Below are 16,857 nucleotides of genomic sequence, written 5' to 3' on the forward strand. Positions count from 1 at the left end.
CGCGCTCACCCCTTTGACTTTGACTTTTTTTGACCTTTATCTATTACGTATTATAGCGAGAAAGCCACCCTTATGCAAGGATGGCTTACGGTTTTGGAAAGTACGTCCATATACGGTTATGATTCGACGTTTCAGGGAAACGGTCACCTGCTTTTAGTTTTAATTTTTTCGGATTTTTCACTTGATCGCCTGTCTCGCCTATTTCAATATATATCCCGTTGTTTGGCGCTTTTTGTCCGGGGCGAAAATGCCGGCTTTGTCCCATCCGTATCCCTCCTCATCATTTGCTCATTTTATAATATATCCTCTCCCCGACAAAACGATGATGAGAAATAACGGCAAACACTACAAATTACAGCAACGAAACGAGCAATGCTTTTTGTGCGTGAAGGCGATTTCCAGCTTGTTGAAAAATGTATGAATGCACTCCATCAATTACACCTTCTGTCACTTCTTCGCCGCGGTGAGCGGGCAAGCAATGTAAAAACATAAAATCGCTTTTCGCTTGTTGGACGAGCGTTTCATTCACTTGAAACGGCGCAAAGATGTGCATGCGTTCGCTTGCTTCCGCCTCTTGCCCCATGCTTGCCCATACGTCTGTGTATACAACGTCTGCATCTGCTATCGCCTCATACGGATCGTTTGTTACAACAATCGTTGCACCGCTTTCGTTTGCGATGTTTTTCGCTTCGTTGACGACCGCTTCTTTCGGTTCATATCCTTTCGGTGAAGCGACTGCACAATGCATGCCGACTTTTGCCGTAGCTAACATTAACGCATGCGCCATATTGTTTCCGTCACCAATGTAGGCAAGCTTCAGCCCTTGAAGTTTTCCTTTCACCTCATAAATCGTCAATAGGTCGGCAAGCGCTTGGCACGGATGGTCGTCATCAGTCAACCCATTAATGACAGGGATCGTTGCATAATGGGCAAGCTCCTCTACTTTTTCATGCTCGAATGTGCGAATCATAATTGCATCGACATATTCCGATAATACGCGCGCCGTATCTGCAATCGTTTCTCCACGTCCAATTTGCAAATCGCGGCTGCTTAAATGAAGTGCATGCCCCCCTAATTGCACCATGCCGACTTCAAATGAGACGCGCGTTCTCGTTGACGGCTTTTCAAAAATCATCGCCAACGTTTTGCCGCTTAGCGGCGTGTATCGTTCGCCGTTTTGTTGCTTTTCTTTTAATTCAAGTGCTAAATAAAGTAAATATTCAATTTCTTCCTTCGAATAGTCCGCTAACGTTAAAAAATCTTTCCCTTTTAATTGAATCGTTGCTGTCATATTCATTTTCTCACCACTTCACGTAAATTTTTTAACCAATCTTGAATCGAACAAACGGAAAAATGTTTTGTCGACAACGCTTGGAAAAACAAACGCGCCGTTTCTTCCTCCGTCAATACGAGCATATGACGAGCGAGCGCCTGTTTTCTTCGCCATGCACTTTGTTCATCACGCATAAAGCTTACAAAGGCAAGCGCTTCTTTTTTCTCGATCCATTGTTCGAACGGCTCATCTGTTATGATCGTTAACCCTTGTTGTTTTGCTTGCTCGCCCAACGCTTTCGCCTCAGCTGGTGCATCGACATATATTTCATACGCTTCTTTTTTCTTTACGATATATGGATAAAACGCTTTATATGCCGCTTCTTGCACCGTTTTTGCAATGCTAATTCCTTCCCCTGTCGACTTCATTTCCGGACCGACAAGCGGATCGACACCCGGCAACTTATATGTCGAAAACACCGGATACTTTAAGACAACATATGGAATAGAAACCGATTGTTTGACGTCTTCCGACAAATATTTCCCAAGCAATACGTTTGTTGCGAGTTGAACCATCGGCACACCTGTCACTTTACTGACGATCGGAACGGTGCGGCTTGCGCGCGGGTTGACTTCTAAGACGTACACTTCCCCATCTTGCACGATAAACTGCACGTTCATTAACCCTTTGAAATGAAGTTTATTTGTTATTCGCTTCGTATAATCGATCATTTTCGCTTTTTCTTCTTCCGTAAACGATTGAGCAGGCAATAACGCATAACTATCGCCAGAATGGACACCTGTTTTTTCAACATGTTCAATAATTGTCGGAACGAACACGTCATATCCGTCACAAATGGCATCAAGCTCTCCTTCTTTTGCGCGTACATATTCATCAATTAACACCGGATATACCATTTCTTGTTGTATAAGTGAAACAAGCTGTTGTTCATCATAAACGATATGCATTCCACGTCCGCCAATGACGTACGATGGACGAAGCAAAAGCGGATAACCGATACGTTCTACTTTTTCTATTAATTCCGCTTTGTCATTTGCCGTCGTTCCTTTCACATGTGGAATGTCAAGCGACTGAAGGAGCGCATAAAAACGTTCCCGATCTTCTAGTTGGTCAATAATGTCACTATTCATGCCAATCATTGACACGCCGTACGATTCAAGCTTGTTTGCTAAGTTAATGGCTGTTTGACCACCAAACTGCACGATGACCGCTTCGACGTTTTCCGCTTCCACGACATTTAACACATCTTCTACCGTGAGCGGCTCAAAATATAAACGATCCGCAACGGTAAAGTCGGTGCTGACTGTTTCAGGGTTATTGTTCATTAAAACGGCTTCATATCCCGCTTGTTGCAGAGCGTATACGCAATGAACCGAGCTATAGTCAAATTCAACCCCTTGCCCAATGCGAATCGGACCTGAGCCGAGAATAAGTATTTTCGGCTGATCGCTCGTTTGTATTTCACTTTCGCCAAAATATGTCGAATAATAATACGACGTTTCAGCCGAAAATTCAGCGGCACACGTATCGACCATTTTATAAGATGGAACGATGCCATATGCTTTTCTTTTTTCTCGCACATCTTTTTCATCCACGTTCCATATATAAGCTAAATACGCATCGGAAAATCCTTTTTCTTTTAGCGTACGAAACGTTTGTTCATCAATCGAATGAAGCGTCGTTTCTTTCGCTTGTTGTTCAAGCACAATAAGCTGAGCAAAACGATTTAAAAAATATAAGTCCATTTTCGTCCATTCATATATTTGTTCTGTCGCTATACCGCGGCGAAGCAGCTCGAGTATAGCGAAAAAGCGGCGATCGTCTCCCGTTTTGACGATATCTACTAACACCTTCGTCGGCTGTTTCGCAAGCGCTGGAGAATATAAACCGATATGATCTAACTCAAGCGAATGAAGCGCCTTTTGTAACGCCCGTTCAAAATTACGATCGATCGCCATCACTTCTCCTGTCGCTTTCATTTGCGTGCCGAGGCGGCGATCGGCAAACGAAAATTTGTCAAACGGAAAGCGCGGGAATTTCACGACAACATAATCGAGTGCAGGTTCAAAGCTCGCATACGTATGCCCTGTCACTGGATTCACTAGTTCCGCAAGCGTATAACCGACCGCTAATTTTGCCGCCATTCTTGCGATCGGATAACCTGTCGCTTTTGATGCAAGGGCGGATGATCGGCTGACGCGCGGATTCACTTCAATTAAATAATACTTTTTACTTTTTGGATCGAGCGCAAATTGAATATTGCATCCTCCGACAACACCGAGCGCGGAAATAATTTTAATGGCAGCTGAGCGCAACATATGATATTCGACATCTGTCAACGTTTGCGACGGAGCAACGACAATCGAATCACCGGTATGAATGCCAACCGGATCAATATTTTCCATATTACAAATCGTAATGCACGTATTCGTATAGTCGCGCATCACTTCATACTCAATTTCTTTAAATCCCGCGACACTCCGTTCGACTAAACATTGCGTGATCGGGCTTTCTTGCAATCCTTTTGTGACGATGTCGACAAGCTCCTCCATCGTCTGTGCGATGCCGCCCCCCGTTCCACCGAGCGTATACGCTGGACGAACGATAATTGGAAATCCGATTTGCTCAGCAAACTGCACCGCTTCTTCTACCGTTGTTACAATTTCACTTTCTGGCACAGGTTCATTTAATTCATACATTAAAGCGCGAAACGCTTCACGATCTTCCCCGCGCTTAATCGACTCAATCGGCGTACCGAGCAAGCGGACGTTATATTTTTGCAAAATGCCTCGTTCGTGTAAAGCAAACGCTAAATTCAGCCCCGTCTGGCCGCCAAGCGTGGCCAATAGCCCATCGGGTCGCTCTTTCGCGATAATTTTTTCCATGCTCTCGACAGTAAGTGGCTCAAAATAGACGGCATCGGCATGCACTTCATCAGTCATAATCGTCGCCGGATTGTTGTTCGCTAAAATGACGCGATACCCTTCCTCTTTTAACGCTAAACACCCTTGCGTTCCCGAGTAGTCAAACTCCGCTGCTTGACCGATGACGATCGGACCAGAACCGATGACAAGAATGGAACGTAGCGTACAATCTTTAGGCATATACTTTCTCCTTTCTTGCTGCTTTCATCATGTCGACAAATTCGGCAAAAATAAATTGTGTATCGTTTGGACCAGGATGTGCCTCTGGATGGTATTGCACGCATAAAATCGGCTTCGTTTCATGAGCCACCCCTTCGACAGAGCCGTCATTGACGTTTACAAAGCGAACGGAAAGCGGCGTATGCGCTAAACTTTCTGCCTTGACAACATAGCCATGATTTTGCGATGTCATCCATACTCTTTTCGTTTTCACATCATATACTGGCTGATTGGCCCCGCGATGCCCAAACTTCAATTTTTCCGTATCTCCCCCATAAGCGAGCGAAACGAGTTGATGCCCAAGGCAAATTGCAAGCGTCGGATAACGTTCGATGACCGCCAACACATTCGGCAAATAAGGCGACAATTGTTTCGGGTCTCCGGGTCCATTTGATAACAAGACGCCATCAGGATCGAGCTGCTCTACCGTTTGTAACGTCGTGTTGTACGGAACGACGGTTACACGACAGCCATGCTCCATTAACGAATGAACGATGGACTTTTTATATCCGAAATCAAATAAAACAACGTGCATGTCGCCACTTCCGTACGTTTCGACGTCCGATGTACTGACGAGCGGAACAGGATGTTGTTCTTCCATTTGCACAACTGCCGTTTCGCGTAACGAAATAACAGCAGGCATCGCCCCATGTTCTCGAATTTGTTTTACTAATGCTCGCGTATCGACGTGGCTAACGAGCGGAACGTTCCATTTTTGCAAATATTGTTTGAGACTATATGCCGCTTCGTAATGATAGCCTGTTTCCTCCGCTTCATAGACGATCACCGCCTTCACATGCGGCTGTTTGCTTTCAAAATCAACTTCGTTCACTCCGTAATTGCCGATCAACGGATACGTAAACACGATGATTTGGTTTTTATACGATGGATCAGTCAACACTTCTTGATACCCTGTCATTCCTGTAAAAAAGACGACTTCGCCAGAAACATCCCCCGTCCACGCCGTTTCTAGTTTCCCAGCAAACGTTTTGCCGTTTTGCAAATGTACATACGCTTCCATGTTCACACCCCAAACGAATGTTTATTAAACGAAAAGAATTTTTATTCATTTATACGTATAAAAAATCACGTTCATACGATGTTAACGCCTCTTGTAATATGTTGACTGCTTCATCGATCTCTTCTTTCGTTACGGTGAGCGGTGGCAATAAACGAATGACGTTCGGTCCCGCCGCTAAAACGAGCAGTCCTCTTTCATGAATATGCGGCAATATGTTTGCCACTTGTTCGTTGCACGCTATGCCGGCCATAAGCCCTAATCCGCGCACATGCGTAACGATATGGATATGTTCAAGCGCCTTTTTTAATTGCTCGTGAAAATACGTTCCTTTTTCACGCACGTCTTGTAAAAATGAAGGCTGTGTGACGATGTCAAGCGTCGCTTTCGCTGCTGCCATCGCTAAGGCGTTTCCGCCAAACGTCGAGCCGTGCACACCTGCGCTAAACGTCGGAATGACATGTTTTTTCCCGATCATCGCTCCGACAGGAAAACCGCTTCCTAATCCTTTCGCAACGGTAATGACATCCGGCGAAATATGAAACTGCTCGTAAGCGAACAACGTTCCCATTCGCCCGATCCCTGTTTGCACTTCATCAACAATAAGCAATGCGCCATATGTTTGGCAAAGCTGCTCTGCCGCCTGCAAAAACGACTTTTCACCGACGACGACGCCGCCTTCTCCTTGCACGACTTCCACCATGACAGCCGCCACCGTTTCATCCATTTCCTTCTCAAGCGCATCGATATCGTTAAACGGCACATAAGCGAACGTCGGTAACAACGGACCGAATCCGTCATGAATTTTCGCCTGCCCTGTCGCCGACATCGTCGCAAACGTGCGCCCGTGAAAAGACTGTTCACACGTAATGATTTTTGAGCGTCCAGTATGTTTACGTGCTAGCTTGATCGCCGCTTCGTTCGCCTCTGCCCCGCTATTGCAAAAAAACACCGCATCCCCGACGGAATGTTGGACGAGAAGGGAGGCAACTTCTTCTTGAAGCGGAAGATGAAACAAATTGGACACGTGCCATACTTCATTTAGCTGCTCCGCTAGCGCTTGCTGAACAGCGGGATGGCGATGGCCGAGATTGCATACCGCAATGCCGGCAATAAAATCGATATACTGTTTTCCGTCCGTTGCGATGATTTTCGTTCCTTCCGCTTTTGCAACGGTAATCGGAAATCGTTGATATGTTGGAAAAATCATACATACACCTCTTTCTTCATCATCGTTCCATGCCACGTACCATGTTCATAAAATGGAACTTTTCCGCTTACAATGGCCACTTCATTGACCGAGTGAAGCGCATGAAGGGCAGCTTTCACTTTCGGAATCATCCCTCCTGAAATCGTCCCATCGGCAATCATCGCTTCAACCATTTGGGCTGTCGCTTCTTTGACGACTTCGCCATTGTTTAAAATGCCGGCGACATCCGTTACAAAAACGAGTTTGTCAGCCGAAAGCGCCTGCGCTACTGCCGCTGCCGCCGTATCTGCATTAATGTTATACGTTTGACCATGCTCATCTACACCGATCGGCGCGATGACAGGAACGTATGCGTGGCGCAACAACGTATGGATAATGTGCGCGCGAACGTGTACAACTTCCCCAACATAACCGAGCGTTTGTACATCGATCGGGTTTGCTTGCAACAACTTGTCATCGACACCCGATAACCCTACCGCGCGAATGTCATTTGTTTGTAAAAGAGAGACGAGCGTTTTGTTCACCTTTCCATTTAACACCATTTCTACAACGTGCAACACTTCTTTTGTCGTTTTCCGCAATCCGTTAACAAATTCGGACGGAATGTTCAACGCGTGAAGGAGCTGCCCGATATCCGGACCACCTCCATGGACGATGACAACATCTATTCCGCTTCTTCTTAACTGTCGCACGCTCGTAAAAAATGCTGGGGATAATTCATGAAGCACGCTACCGCCGCATTTGATCACAATCACATTCATTCCCCCTTACGTCCGATAGCTTGCGTTAATTTTAATGTAGTCGTACGTTAAATCACAGCCCCACGCGACGCCTTCCCCGTCACCGACATGCAAATCTACCGTAATGACGACAACGTCTTCCATTAGAGCTGCTTTCGCTTCTTCTTCACAAAACGGCACCGGTTGACTTTGTTTTAACATTTGAATCGAACCGATCCATACGTCTACACAATCCGGGTTTATGAATGCTCCGCTATGTCCAATCGCCCCAATAATGCGCCCCCAGTTTGCGTCCGCCCCATACACTGCTGTTTTCACTAAGTTGGAACCGACAATATGTTTCGCGGCCCATTTCGCTTCTTCGTCTGTCCGCGCTCCTTTGACGCGCGCTTCAATTAACTTCGTCGCCCCTTCTCCGTCGCGAGCAATTTGTTTTGCTAAATGTTCGCACGTTTTACGAAGCGCCTCATAAAAATTCGCCCAATCGGGATGCTGAGGAGAAAGCGGCTCGTTGCCCGCTAATCCGCTCGCCATGACGATCACCATATCGTTCGTTGACGTTTCGCCATCGACGGTAATTTGGTTAAACGACACATTTGTAATCGAGCGAAGCGCATGTTGTAGCACGTCTGACGGAACGTTCGCATCGGTCGTAATGAAAGCAAGCATCGTCGCCATATTCGGATGAATCATCCCCGATCCTTTCGCCGCTCCCGCAACCGTCACAACTTGGCCGTCGATCACCGTTTCATAACACGTTTTTTTCATGACAAGATCGGTCGTTAAAATGGCTGTTTGAAAATCGACCGCCCCGCTCCATTGTGCCGTCGGTTCAAGCTTCGGAATGCTCGCGCGAATTTTTTCGATCGGTAACCGTTCGCCGATCACTCCCGTCGATGCGACAGCGACGAGGTGTTCATGAAGTCCAAACGCTTCTGCACACCATTTGCGCATGTCGTACGCATCTTTTAGCCCTTGTTCGCCCGTACATGCGTTAGCATAGGCGCTATTGACGATAACGGCTTGCAACTTATTTTCAACTGCGATGCTCTCTTTCGTCACTTGTAACGGGGCAGCTTGAAACACGTTTTGAGTGTATACAGCTGCACATGAGGCTGGCACGTCGCAAACGATCACACCTAAATCTTTTTTCGTATAACGCAATCCTGCATGAATGCCAGCTGCCCGAAAGCCTTTTGGCGTTACAATTGTTCCGTCTGCTACATATTTCACCTTTTCTTCGATCAACTTCATATTCTCCACCCCTTTTACGGATACATCGGCATCGATGTCAACCCGGTTTGTTCGTCCCATCCACACATGACGTTGGCGTTTTGAACGGCCTGCCCTGCCGCCCCTTTCACTAAATTATCGATTACGCTCACAACAGTAATGCGATTTGTTCGTTCATCGTAAGCAAGCCCAATATCGCAATAGTTCGAACCGTACACGTCTTTCGTACACGGAAAAGATCCTGCCTCCCGAACGCGTACGAACGGGCAATGTTTATACGTTTCTTTATATAATTCTATTATTCTTTCAAGCGACAATGGGCGCGCGGCTTCCGCATACATCGTCGCCATAATGCCGCGCGTCATCGGAATTAAATGGGTGCTAAACGTCACCGGCTCCATTTGTTCATTCCAGTCGCATAACATTTGTTCAATTTCAGGAATATGTTGATGTGTATTCACTTTGTATATTTTTACGTTTTCATTCGTTTCCGAAAAATGAACGCCAAGCGATACTCCTCGTCCTGCGCCGGACACGCCCGATTTCGCATCTATAATGACGCGATGCGGCACGATCCATTTTTCAATGACGAGCGGTGCTAACCCGAGCAACGTCGCTGTCGGATAGCAGCCTGGATTGGCGATTAAGCTCGCCGTCGCAATGCGGTCGCGATTCCACTCGGTCAGCCCGTACACCGCCTCTTTTAGTAGCTCCTCGTTCGGCGCCTGCCTTTTATACCACTTCGCATAGACGCTCCCGTCACGCAAACGAAAGTCTCCAGATAAATCAATGACTTTATACCCTGCCGCAAGCAACTTTGGCGTCCATTCGCTCGATACACCGGGCGGCGTCGCTAAAAAAACGAGATCGCCCTCCATATCATCCATACGAAGATCGCGCAAAACAAATGAACCTTCCATATGCGGATACACATCACGAAGCGAAACACCTGCTTGTGAAGATGAATGAACGGAAACGACGCGCATGTACGGATGATGTTGCAATAAGCGAATGAGCTCAACTCCTCCATAGCCTGTCGCTCCAATAATGGAGACTTTCATTTCCCCGTTCCCCACTTTCTATATATGTTGTAAATTTAGTTATCATTATAATACTGCATAAAAATAAAATCAAATGTATATTTAAATATTTTTTATTTTTCTGTTCCATATATTGACGTCATCTTTTTTTTTCTTTTTAACATCATTTCCGAAAGAAGTCCCCAACTTCAAGCGTGTGAAGGGCGATAGCCCAACGATAAGTGGGGAGATGAATTTCGGTTGGCGTTAGCCAAAGATTTTGGCATAATCAGTATTAGATATATAAGAGAGTTGATATTATTAATATTGAAAGTCAAGGGCTGAAGTGAGGTGAATTGGTATGACCAAGCAAAACAAAGCATTCAAATTTCGCTTATATCCAAATAAAGAACAGGAAGAGTTATTGGCAAAAACGTTTGGCTGCGTTCGTTTTATCTACAACAAGATGCTGGCAGAACGTAAAGAAATATATGAAAAGTTCAAAGACGACAAAGAGGCGCTTAAAGAACAAAAGTTTCCCACCCCAGCGAAGTATAAGAATGAATTTCCGTTCCTAAAAGAAGTGGATTCTTTAGCTTTAGCCAATGCACAAATCCATTTACAAAATGCTTATGAGAACTTTTTTGAAGGTCGTGCAGAGTTCCCTAAATTCAAGACCAAGAAAAAGAAACAATCTTACACAACCAACATGGTCAACGACAATATTAAGCTAGAGAATGGTTATATCAAACTGCCAAAAATCAAAAAGCCAATAAGAGTGAAACAGCATAGAGAAATACCTGCTGATTACAAAATCAAATCTTGTACAATTTCTAAAACAAAGACAGGTAAATATTATATTTCGATTTTGACAGAATATGAGAAAAATATCAGTACAGTAAAGATTCAGAAAGTAGTTGGTTTAGATTTTGTGATGGATGGTCTATATGTCGATAGTGAACGAGGTGAGAAAGCCAATTACCCACGTTACTATCGTCAAGCTTTAGACAAATTAGCAAAAGCACAACGAATACTTTCCCGAAGAAAGAAAGGTTCTACAAGATGGGAAAAACAACGTCTGAAAGTAGCTAAGCTGTATGAAAAGACAGCTAATCAGCGCAGAAACTTTCTTCATCACAAGTCAAAAGAATTAGCCGCAAACTATGACGCTGTGATTGTTGAGGACTTAGACATGAAAAGCATGTCTCAAGCCCTCAACTTTGGAAAAAGCGTTCATGATAACGGCTGGGGTATGTTCACCACTTTCTTGGAATACAAGTTAAAAGAACAAGGAAAACAGCTTGTAAAAATAAGCAAATGGTTTCCCTCGACAAAAAAATGTTCCCGTTGTGGAAACGAAAAAGAAATGCCATTGTCCGAACGTGTATATAAATGTATTTGTGGCTTAGTATTAGACCGTGATTATAATTCAGCAATTAATATCAAAAAAGAAGGATTGTGCTTGTTAGCATTAGCATGAAAATACAAACTCCTGGAACAGGAGGGTTAGCTCGGTCAATTTTCTGTCATGAGACAGGATTACCCGAGAAGCCCCCACTTCAAGCAACTCGAAAGGGTGGTAAGTGGAGGGTAGTTCACTGAAACTAGAGAACAGTAAAGGTGGTTATTGTATGACTATTCAACCGATCTCCTTATCCGACCTTCTTTCCCTCCCTCATCATATGATCGATATGCAAAAAGGAGAATATGTGTTTCGGGAAGGAGAAGTGGCGAGCGAACTATATGTCGTATGTACAGGAAAAGTGCAGTTGAGCAAAACGACAGATGAAGGGCGCGAACTATCGCTTCGCATTTGCGAGCAAGGAGATGCGTTTGGGGAGATCGTTCCGTTTCAATTGACGTGCATCTGTACGGTAAGTGCAAAAATGATGGAAGGAGGAACGTTAGCTGTCATTCACAAACAGCAACTTGAAGAAAAGCTGTTGACGGATCATGCGTTTTCGTTACAGTTTATGCAATGGGTTCATTTGCAATTGCAACGAATGCAAACGAAAATACGCGATTTAATTTTGCACGGAAAAAAAGGAGCGCTCTATTCGACGCTCATTCGCCTCGCAAACAGTTACGGCGTTCAAACAGAAAACGGCATCCTCATCAATGTTCCGATGACCAATCAAGAGCTTGCCAACTTTTGCGGCAGCGCACGCGAAGTCGTCAGCCGTCTATTAAAAGAATTAAAAGAACTCGGCATCATTTCTGTCGAGAAAGGAAAAATAACGATTCACGATGTGCAGTTTTTAAAAGATGAAATTCGTTGCGAAGGTTGCCCCATTGACGTATGCAATATGAAATAAAGATCAGACAAAATAAGAGGAGAAATTTTCTCCTCCCAACCGCTAATAAAACATAACGATGACAAGTGCAAAATAAACAGCGTTGACGATTTCATAAATCCCTACTTTTTTAATTGACATCGCTTTCCCATAAAAGTACATCGCACGCAAGCCGCTCGGCACGTAAGCGAGTGCCAACCAGCCATGTCGCGCGGCGATGCATGCGACAATAAGCCCGATGTGAAATCCCCAAGATGCCCATTTATACCGCGGATTGTTTTTTTCACGAATCATCGTTTTCACATAAAATGTGCTTCCGACGAAGAAGAAAACGGAGGCAGCAAATAAAAAGAATGCTTTTTCATCGATTGCTCCCGTTCCGAGATAATAGCTTCCTACACCGCCAAGCGAAAAGTTCATAATCGCCGCCACATCGTTCGTAAACGACCGCTCTTTTTTCTTTTTCGCAAAATATATATTCACAACAAAAAACGGAACCATAGCTAATCCAAAATAAACGAGCGTCGGCTTGTAAGCAAGCGGAATAGCGACGAAAATGAGGGCAACAAACGTATAGATGGCAAGCCATTTTTTATGATGAGCGGTCGCCTGCTTTTTTACAACGAGCATCCATATATATGTGGCTAAATAAAGAAAAAACCATGCGACAAATAACGGAAAATGAAGCCACGTCGCTTGACCGATGTCGATGCCGAATAAAAATGGAATGATTAACATCGCCCATGCGCCATGTTGTTTCGGAATAACCATACTATCCCTCCTCACGTCTCATTGTACCATCCTCCCCTTCTCTTTTTTGTGATCGATGTCACATGTTTTTATAAATGTGTGACAAACCATTGAACCGTTTGTAAACATGCTTCGCGCGTCACTTTATGACCTGCTCGTTCATCGACTAACATACGGAGCGGCTGATGGAACGGCTCAATTTGTTTGTAAAACGCGTATGTATAATCAAACGGGACGACATCATCTTGCTTTCCGTGCCAAATGAAAAGGGGACGGCCGTTTAATTTTTCCGGCTGCAGCGATAAATCATATGTTGTTAATGTGTTGCGCAACGCAGCGAGCTGCTCGTTTGAAAGTGGCAATGTCATCCCTTTTCGCTCGGCAAATTGCAGCTGCAAGTCAAAAAACGTTCGATAGCACGGACTCCCCATGAGCGAACCAGCGACGCGAATCCACTCATATTGCGTTAACGCCCCAAACGTCACGACGCCTCCCATCGATGTCCCAACGACGCCAATACGATTCGGATCAACAAGCTTTCGTTCGACGAGTTCATTTTTTATATCATCTAGCTCGCGAATGGTCGTTAATACAATATCCCAAAATGATAAATGAAGCTCATCGTCAGAGAGCTGATTCGGACGTTCCCCATGATACAGCGCATCCGGCAAAATGACGCGATATCCGGCTTCGGCAAGCAAATAGCCGAAATGAAGATTATGTTCTTTTGCGCTCGTAAATCCATGAATAAACATGACAAGCGGTCGCATATGATGAATATCATCACCTTTTACAACGTGCAAACAAGGAACGTTTGCGATTGTCTCGCGAATAATCGTTACCATCTTCTCATCTCCCTTGTTATCTTTTAACATTATATTACCATATAGACAAGTTTTTTGGAAAAACGATACACTACAAGAGTAGAACATTTTAACGAAAAGGGGAACAATTATGGACAAACATTTAATTGCGCTTGATTTAGACGGCACGTTATTAAAAGACAATAAAACCATTTCCGAACGTACATACGATGTGATTCAAAAAGCAAAACAAGCCGGACATATCGTCGTCATCGCGACAGGACGTCCGTACCGCGCAAGCAAAATGTATTACGAACAATTGGAACTAACAACGCCGATCGTCAATTTTAACGGAGCGTTCGTCCATCATCCGAAAGATGATAGCTGGGGGATGTATCATACTCCGCTTCAGCTTGAAACGGTGAAAGAAATTATTGACGTCAGCAGAAAATATAACGTGCGCAACATTTTAGCGGAAGTGATGGACGATGTATATTTTCACGAACATGACGAACAGCTACTTGACTTATTTAATTTAGGAGATCCAAACGTATATGTCGGAAATTTGCACGATATTTTACGGAAAGACCCGACGAGCATTTTAATTTTATCGGATGAACAAAACGTTGCACGCATTCGCACATATTTGTCGGAAGTGCATGCCAACGTCATCGACCATCGCAGTTGGACAGCCCCATGGCACGTCATTGAAATCGTCCGTACTGGCGTCCATAAAGCGTTTGGGCTTGAAAAAGTCGCCTCTTTCTATGGCATTCCGCGCGAGCGAGTGATTGCTTTTGGCGATGAAGATAACGATATCGAGATGTTAAAATGGGCTGGATTAGGCGTAGCGATGGGCAATGCGATCGAGCAGCTCAAAGCAGTCGCAGATGATGTCACAAAAACGAATGAAGAAGACGGTATCGCCGTTTATTTGCAATCGTTATTAAAGTTATAAAAAATTCCCTCACGTATTGTCGAGCAAACATGAACAAACTATCATCGACGCCATATGCGTCATAAGCGGCAAACAAGGGGGAATGTCGTGTGGGCAAACGAAACAAATCGAAACGGTTTATTCAACAAGGTGCTGACGCTGTTTATAAACATGATGAGCGCATTCCGTATCATATGACGTATGAAGAAGCGGAACAACGCAAAGCAGAAAAAGCGGATCATGCAAACCTTGGGGGATTTTAATATGGGCAATCCGTTATTTCAACAAGCGAAAAAAGCGGTCGCTAAAGCAAAAGAAGAGCGCACGGAACGCGCCATCGCTGTCGCCAAAAATGCGCTCTCATCCGCTTTCGCTAACGCCAACGACGCCGAACGAAAACAGTTGCACGCTTTGCAAGATGAACTTCATGCATTGTAAAAAGCTGCGCCGTGTGCGCAGCTTTACTCTTTTCGGAAAAACCCGACGACTTCTGTCGTTTGCATAATGTTCGTGAACGCTTTCGGATCGACTTCTTTAATGATCCGCTTTAAATCGAACAACTCATAGCGCGTAATGACGATCATAAGCATATCTTTATCTTCGTTTAAAAATGCCCCTTTCGCCGGAATAACTGTAATGCCGCGAATCATTTGCGACTTAATTGCTTGCTTCATCTCTTCCCCTTTTGTCGTAATAATGAGCGCAGTTAATTTTTGATGGCGCGTATGAATCGCATCGATGACGCGCGTCGTCACATATAACGTCACGAGCGTATAGAGCGCCTTTTCCCACCCATACATATATCCAGCCGTTAAAATAATAATGGAGTTTAACGCAAAAATGTACGTCCCGACCGAACGATCATTGACGCGAGACAATACGAGCGCGATAATGTCTAATCCTCCTGTTGACGCCCCCCATTTCAACGTCCAGCCTGTTCCGACGGCCGCAATCACCCCACCGAACACCGCGTTCAACAAAATGTCTTCAGAAAGCGAACGAACAGGAATGATTTCAAGAAATAGCGACATAAATACAACGCTTAAAAAGCTATAAAACGTAAACGACTTCCCGACCTTTTTCCATCCTAAAATGGCGACAGGAATGTTAAACAAAAAGAGCAATAAACCTGTCGAAATCGCATACGGTGTATAGTCGCCAACGACTTTAGAAATGAGCTGGGCAGCCCCAGCGAATCCGCTCGTATATACGTTTGCTGGAATTAAAAATAAATTCATGCCGATCGCGTTTAATAAGCCACCGATAATGACGACAAACAATTTTTTTACGTCCACAACACATCCTCCTACAAAGCGATAAGATTGTTTTTTTTCATAATAATCGCTACACTTAAAATAAGTACATACATAGGGGTGATTGAAATGAATATTAAAATTATAGCGGATAGCGGGTGCGATTTGCCACTTTCTTTTATACAAGAAAAACAAATTGCTTTTTTGCCGTTAGCTGTTCATATAAACGACAACGACTACGATGATCAACTGACCATCCGACCAAAACAAGTGTACGATGCGATGCGCGCAGGCGATGTACCGAAAACATCGCAAGCGAAACCTTCACAAATGGAAGAGCTATTTACGACGCTAGCGAAAGAGCGCGTACCTGCCATTTATATCGCCTTCTCTTCCGCCTTGTCAGGCACATATCAAACGGCGGTCATGATTCGAAACGAAGTGCTTGAACAATATCCGGACGCGAAACTAACCGTCATCGACTCGAAATGCGCATCGCTCGGGCTAGGGCTTGTCGTCAAAAAAGCAGTTGAGCTCGCTGAAAGCGGCACGGCGTACGAAGACGTCGTAGCGACGATTGAGACGTATTGCCGTCATATGGAACATATTTTTACTGTCGATGACTTGCAATATTTGGCGCGCGGCGGGCGCGTCAGCAAAACGGCAGCGTTTGTCGGCGGAGTATTAAACATTAAACCACTTCTTCACGTCGAGGATGGAAAATTAATCCCGATTGAAAAAGTGCGTGGACGGAAAAAAGTGTTGAAACGAATGGTCGAGTTAATGCAAGAGCGCGGAGCGGACGTTCAAAACCAACTGATCGGCATTAGCCACGGCGATGATGAACAAACGGCGCTCGAATTAAAAGCGATGATTGAAGAAACGTTCGGTTGCAAACAGTTTTTCATTTCTGACATCGGCGGCGCCATCGGAGCGCATGCCGGACCGGGAACGATCGCCCTCTTTTTCTTGAATAAACAGCTTGAGCATTGATTACACTACCCGATAAAGGGGTGACGAAGCGATGACAAGCGACAACGATAAAAAAGCAAAAGACAATAACGCGAAACGACACGAAAAAAATATGGAGCGCGAAAAAAACCGCCAAGCTGGCAAACGCGCCTACTCAAAAGAAACGAATCATTTGTAAACAAAAAAAGATG

At 44.6% G+C, this 16,857-nt stretch carries 18 protein-coding genes; 7 read left to right on the plus strand and 11 right to left on the minus strand.

The window, feature by feature from the left end; genetic code table 11:
• Positions 1-85 precede the first annotated feature (85 nt).
• From K1I44_RS05695 to argC, 8 genes are all read right to left on the minus strand, one after another.
• On the minus strand, positions 86-265 hold the full coding sequence (locus K1I44_RS05695) for a YjzC family protein (protein WP_003395421.1): 180 nt from the start codon (positions 263-265) through the stop codon (positions 86-88).
• 87 nt (positions 266-352) lie between these two features.
• The gene (gene argF, locus K1I44_RS05700) at positions 353-1,297 is read right to left on the minus strand and encodes an ornithine carbamoyltransferase (RefSeq protein ID WP_219985548.1); all 945 of its coding nucleotides are present in this window, start codon (positions 1,295-1,297) and stop codon (positions 353-355) included.
• Positions 1,294-4,398, minus strand: a complete 3,105-nt coding sequence (locus K1I44_RS05705) for a carbamoyl-phosphate synthase (glutamine-hydrolyzing) large subunit (RefSeq protein WP_219985549.1) — start codon at positions 4,396-4,398, stop codon at positions 1,294-1,296. The genes argF and K1I44_RS05705 overlap by 4 nt, the downstream gene beginning before the upstream one ends.
• Positions 4,391-5,458 (minus strand): carbamoyl phosphate synthase small subunit, encoded by a 1,068-nt coding sequence (locus tag K1I44_RS05710; RefSeq protein ID WP_219985550.1) that lies wholly within the window; start codon positions 5,456-5,458, stop codon positions 4,391-4,393. The genes K1I44_RS05705 and K1I44_RS05710 overlap by 8 nt, the downstream gene beginning before the upstream one ends.
• Positions 5,459-5,507: 49 nt before the next feature.
• Positions 5,508-6,665 (minus strand): acetylornithine transaminase, encoded by a 1,158-nt coding sequence (locus K1I44_RS05715; RefSeq protein WP_219985551.1) that lies wholly within the window; start codon positions 6,663-6,665, stop codon positions 5,508-5,510.
• Positions 6,662-7,426 carry an acetylglutamate kinase gene (gene argB, locus K1I44_RS05720; RefSeq protein WP_219985552.1) on the minus strand — a complete coding sequence of 255 codons (765 nt, stop codon included), beginning with the start codon at positions 7,424-7,426 and terminating at the stop codon, positions 6,662-6,664. Before argB ends, K1I44_RS05715 begins: the two co-directional genes overlap by 4 nt.
• 6 nt (positions 7,427-7,432) lie before the next feature.
• Entirely contained in the window at positions 7,433-8,659 is a 1,227-nt protein-coding gene (gene argJ, locus K1I44_RS05725; RefSeq protein WP_219985553.1) for a bifunctional ornithine acetyltransferase/N-acetylglutamate synthase, read from the minus strand.
• Positions 8,660-8,673: 14 nt separating this feature from the next.
• Positions 8,674-9,699, minus strand: a complete 1,026-nt coding sequence (argC, locus tag K1I44_RS05730; RefSeq protein WP_003395433.1) for an N-acetyl-gamma-glutamyl-phosphate reductase — start codon at positions 9,697-9,699, stop codon at positions 8,674-8,676.
• A 319-nt stretch (positions 9,700-10,018) separates the two neighbouring features.
• Here argC and K1I44_RS05735 point away from each other — a divergent pair, with 319 nt between their 5' ends.
• Both K1I44_RS05735 and K1I44_RS05740 read left to right on the plus strand, forming a co-directional pair.
• Positions 10,019-11,137 carry an RNA-guided endonuclease InsQ/TnpB family protein gene (locus tag K1I44_RS05735; RefSeq protein WP_219985554.1) on the plus strand — a complete coding sequence of 373 codons (1,119 nt, stop codon included), beginning with the start codon at positions 10,019-10,021 and terminating at the stop codon, positions 11,135-11,137.
• Positions 11,138-11,288: 151 nt separating this feature from the next.
• The gene (locus K1I44_RS05740) at positions 11,289-11,972 is read left to right on the plus strand and encodes a Crp/Fnr family transcriptional regulator (protein ID WP_219985555.1); all 684 of its coding nucleotides are present in this window, start codon (positions 11,289-11,291) and stop codon (positions 11,970-11,972) included.
• Positions 11,973-12,014: 42 nt separating this feature from the next.
• Here K1I44_RS05740 and K1I44_RS05745 read toward each other — a convergent pair whose 3' ends face one another.
• Both K1I44_RS05745 and K1I44_RS05750 read right to left on the minus strand, forming a co-directional pair.
• Entirely contained in the window at positions 12,015-12,722 is a 708-nt protein-coding gene (locus K1I44_RS05745; protein WP_219985556.1) for a YwiC-like family protein, read from the minus strand.
• 68 nt (positions 12,723-12,790) lie between these two features.
• Positions 12,791-13,546, minus strand: coding sequence for an alpha/beta fold hydrolase (locus K1I44_RS05750; RefSeq protein WP_219985557.1), 756 nt, complete (start codon positions 13,544-13,546; stop codon positions 12,791-12,793).
• A 109-nt stretch (positions 13,547-13,655) separates the two neighbouring features.
• On the opposite strand from K1I44_RS05750, the gene K1I44_RS05755 reads away from it, so the two are divergent.
• The 3 genes from K1I44_RS05755 (at position 13,656) to K1I44_RS05765 (ending at position 14,879) form a co-directional block, all read left to right on the plus strand.
• Complete coding sequence (locus K1I44_RS05755; RefSeq protein WP_219985558.1) at positions 13,656-14,462, plus strand: Cof-type HAD-IIB family hydrolase; 807 nt, start codon at positions 13,656-13,658, stop codon at positions 14,460-14,462.
• Positions 14,463-14,551: 89 nt separating this feature from the next.
• Positions 14,552-14,704 carry a hypothetical protein gene (locus tag K1I44_RS05760; RefSeq protein ID WP_219985559.1) on the plus strand — a complete coding sequence of 51 codons (153 nt, stop codon included), beginning with the start codon at positions 14,552-14,554 and terminating at the stop codon, positions 14,702-14,704.
• A gap of 1 nt (position 14,705) precedes the next feature.
• Positions 14,706-14,879 (plus strand): DUF3813 domain-containing protein, encoded by a 174-nt coding sequence (locus tag K1I44_RS05765; RefSeq protein WP_219985560.1) that lies wholly within the window; start codon positions 14,706-14,708, stop codon positions 14,877-14,879.
• A gap of 23 nt (positions 14,880-14,902) precedes the next feature.
• On the opposite strand, the gene K1I44_RS05770 is transcribed toward K1I44_RS05765, so the two are convergent.
• Positions 14,903-15,736, minus strand: a complete 834-nt coding sequence (locus K1I44_RS05770; RefSeq protein WP_219985561.1) for a YitT family protein — start codon at positions 15,734-15,736, stop codon at positions 14,903-14,905.
• An 87-nt stretch (positions 15,737-15,823) separates the two neighbouring features.
• On the opposite strand from K1I44_RS05770, the gene K1I44_RS05775 reads away from it, so the two are divergent.
• On the plus strand, positions 15,824-16,687 hold the full coding sequence (locus tag K1I44_RS05775; protein ID WP_219985562.1) for a DegV family protein: 864 nt from the start codon (positions 15,824-15,826) through the stop codon (positions 16,685-16,687).
• A gap of 31 nt (positions 16,688-16,718) precedes the next feature.
• The gene (locus tag K1I44_RS05780) at positions 16,719-16,844 is read left to right on the plus strand and encodes a DUF3941 domain-containing protein (RefSeq protein WP_003395443.1); all 126 of its coding nucleotides are present in this window, start codon (positions 16,719-16,721) and stop codon (positions 16,842-16,844) included.
• Positions 16,845-16,857 lie beyond the last annotated feature (13 nt).

Source organism: Anoxybacillus sp. ST4, assembly GCF_019448545.1.
Classification (GTDB): domain Bacteria; phylum Bacillota; class Bacilli; order Bacillales; family Anoxybacillaceae; genus Anoxybacillus; species Anoxybacillus pushchinoensis.

What these genes read in the sequence shown, in the direction of transcription:
- K1I44_RS05695 (WP_003395421.1), bottom strand. Translation starts at nt 265, where the DNA reads ATGGGACAAAGCCGGCATTTTCGCCCCGGACAAAAAGCGCCAAACAAC.
- argF (WP_219985548.1), bottom strand. Translation starts at nt 1,297, where the DNA reads ATGAATATGACAGCAACGATTCAATTAAAAGGGAAAGATTTTTTAACG.
- K1I44_RS05705 (WP_219985549.1), bottom strand. Translation starts at nt 4,398, where the DNA reads ATGCCTAAAGATTGTACGCTACGTTCCATTCTTGTCATCGGTTCTGGT.
- K1I44_RS05710 (WP_219985550.1), bottom strand. Translation starts at nt 5,458, where the DNA reads ATGGAAGCGTATGTACATTTGCAAAACGGCAAAACGTTTGCTGGGAAA.
- K1I44_RS05715 (WP_219985551.1), bottom strand. Translation starts at nt 6,665, where the DNA reads ATGATTTTTCCAACATATCAACGATTTCCGATTACCGTTGCAAAAGCG.
- argB (WP_219985552.1), bottom strand. Translation starts at nt 7,426, where the DNA reads ATGAATGTGATTGTGATCAAATGCGGCGGTAGCGTGCTTCATGAATTA.
- argJ (WP_219985553.1), bottom strand. Translation starts at nt 8,659, where the DNA reads ATGAAGTTGATCGAAGAAAAGGTGAAATATGTAGCAGACGGAACAATT.
- argC (WP_003395433.1), bottom strand. Translation starts at nt 9,699, where the DNA reads ATGAAAGTCTCCATTATTGGAGCGACAGGCTATGGAGGAGTTGAGCTC.
- K1I44_RS05735 (WP_219985554.1), top strand. Translation starts at nt 10,019, where the DNA reads ATGACCAAGCAAAACAAAGCATTCAAATTTCGCTTATATCCAAATAAA.
- K1I44_RS05740 (WP_219985555.1), top strand. Translation starts at nt 11,289, where the DNA reads ATGACTATTCAACCGATCTCCTTATCCGACCTTCTTTCCCTCCCTCAT.
- K1I44_RS05745 (WP_219985556.1), bottom strand. Translation starts at nt 12,722, where the DNA reads ATGGTTATTCCGAAACAACATGGCGCATGGGCGATGTTAATCATTCCA.
- K1I44_RS05750 (WP_219985557.1), bottom strand. Translation starts at nt 13,546, where the DNA reads ATGGTAACGATTATTCGCGAGACAATCGCAAACGTTCCTTGTTTGCAC.
- K1I44_RS05755 (WP_219985558.1), top strand. Translation starts at nt 13,656, where the DNA reads ATGGACAAACATTTAATTGCGCTTGATTTAGACGGCACGTTATTAAAA.
- K1I44_RS05765 (WP_219985560.1), top strand. Translation starts at nt 14,706, where the DNA reads ATGGGCAATCCGTTATTTCAACAAGCGAAAAAAGCGGTCGCTAAAGCA.
- K1I44_RS05775 (WP_219985562.1), top strand. Translation starts at nt 15,824, where the DNA reads ATGAATATTAAAATTATAGCGGATAGCGGGTGCGATTTGCCACTTTCT.
- K1I44_RS05780 (WP_003395443.1), top strand. Translation starts at nt 16,719, where the DNA reads ATGACAAGCGACAACGATAAAAAAGCAAAAGACAATAACGCGAAACGA.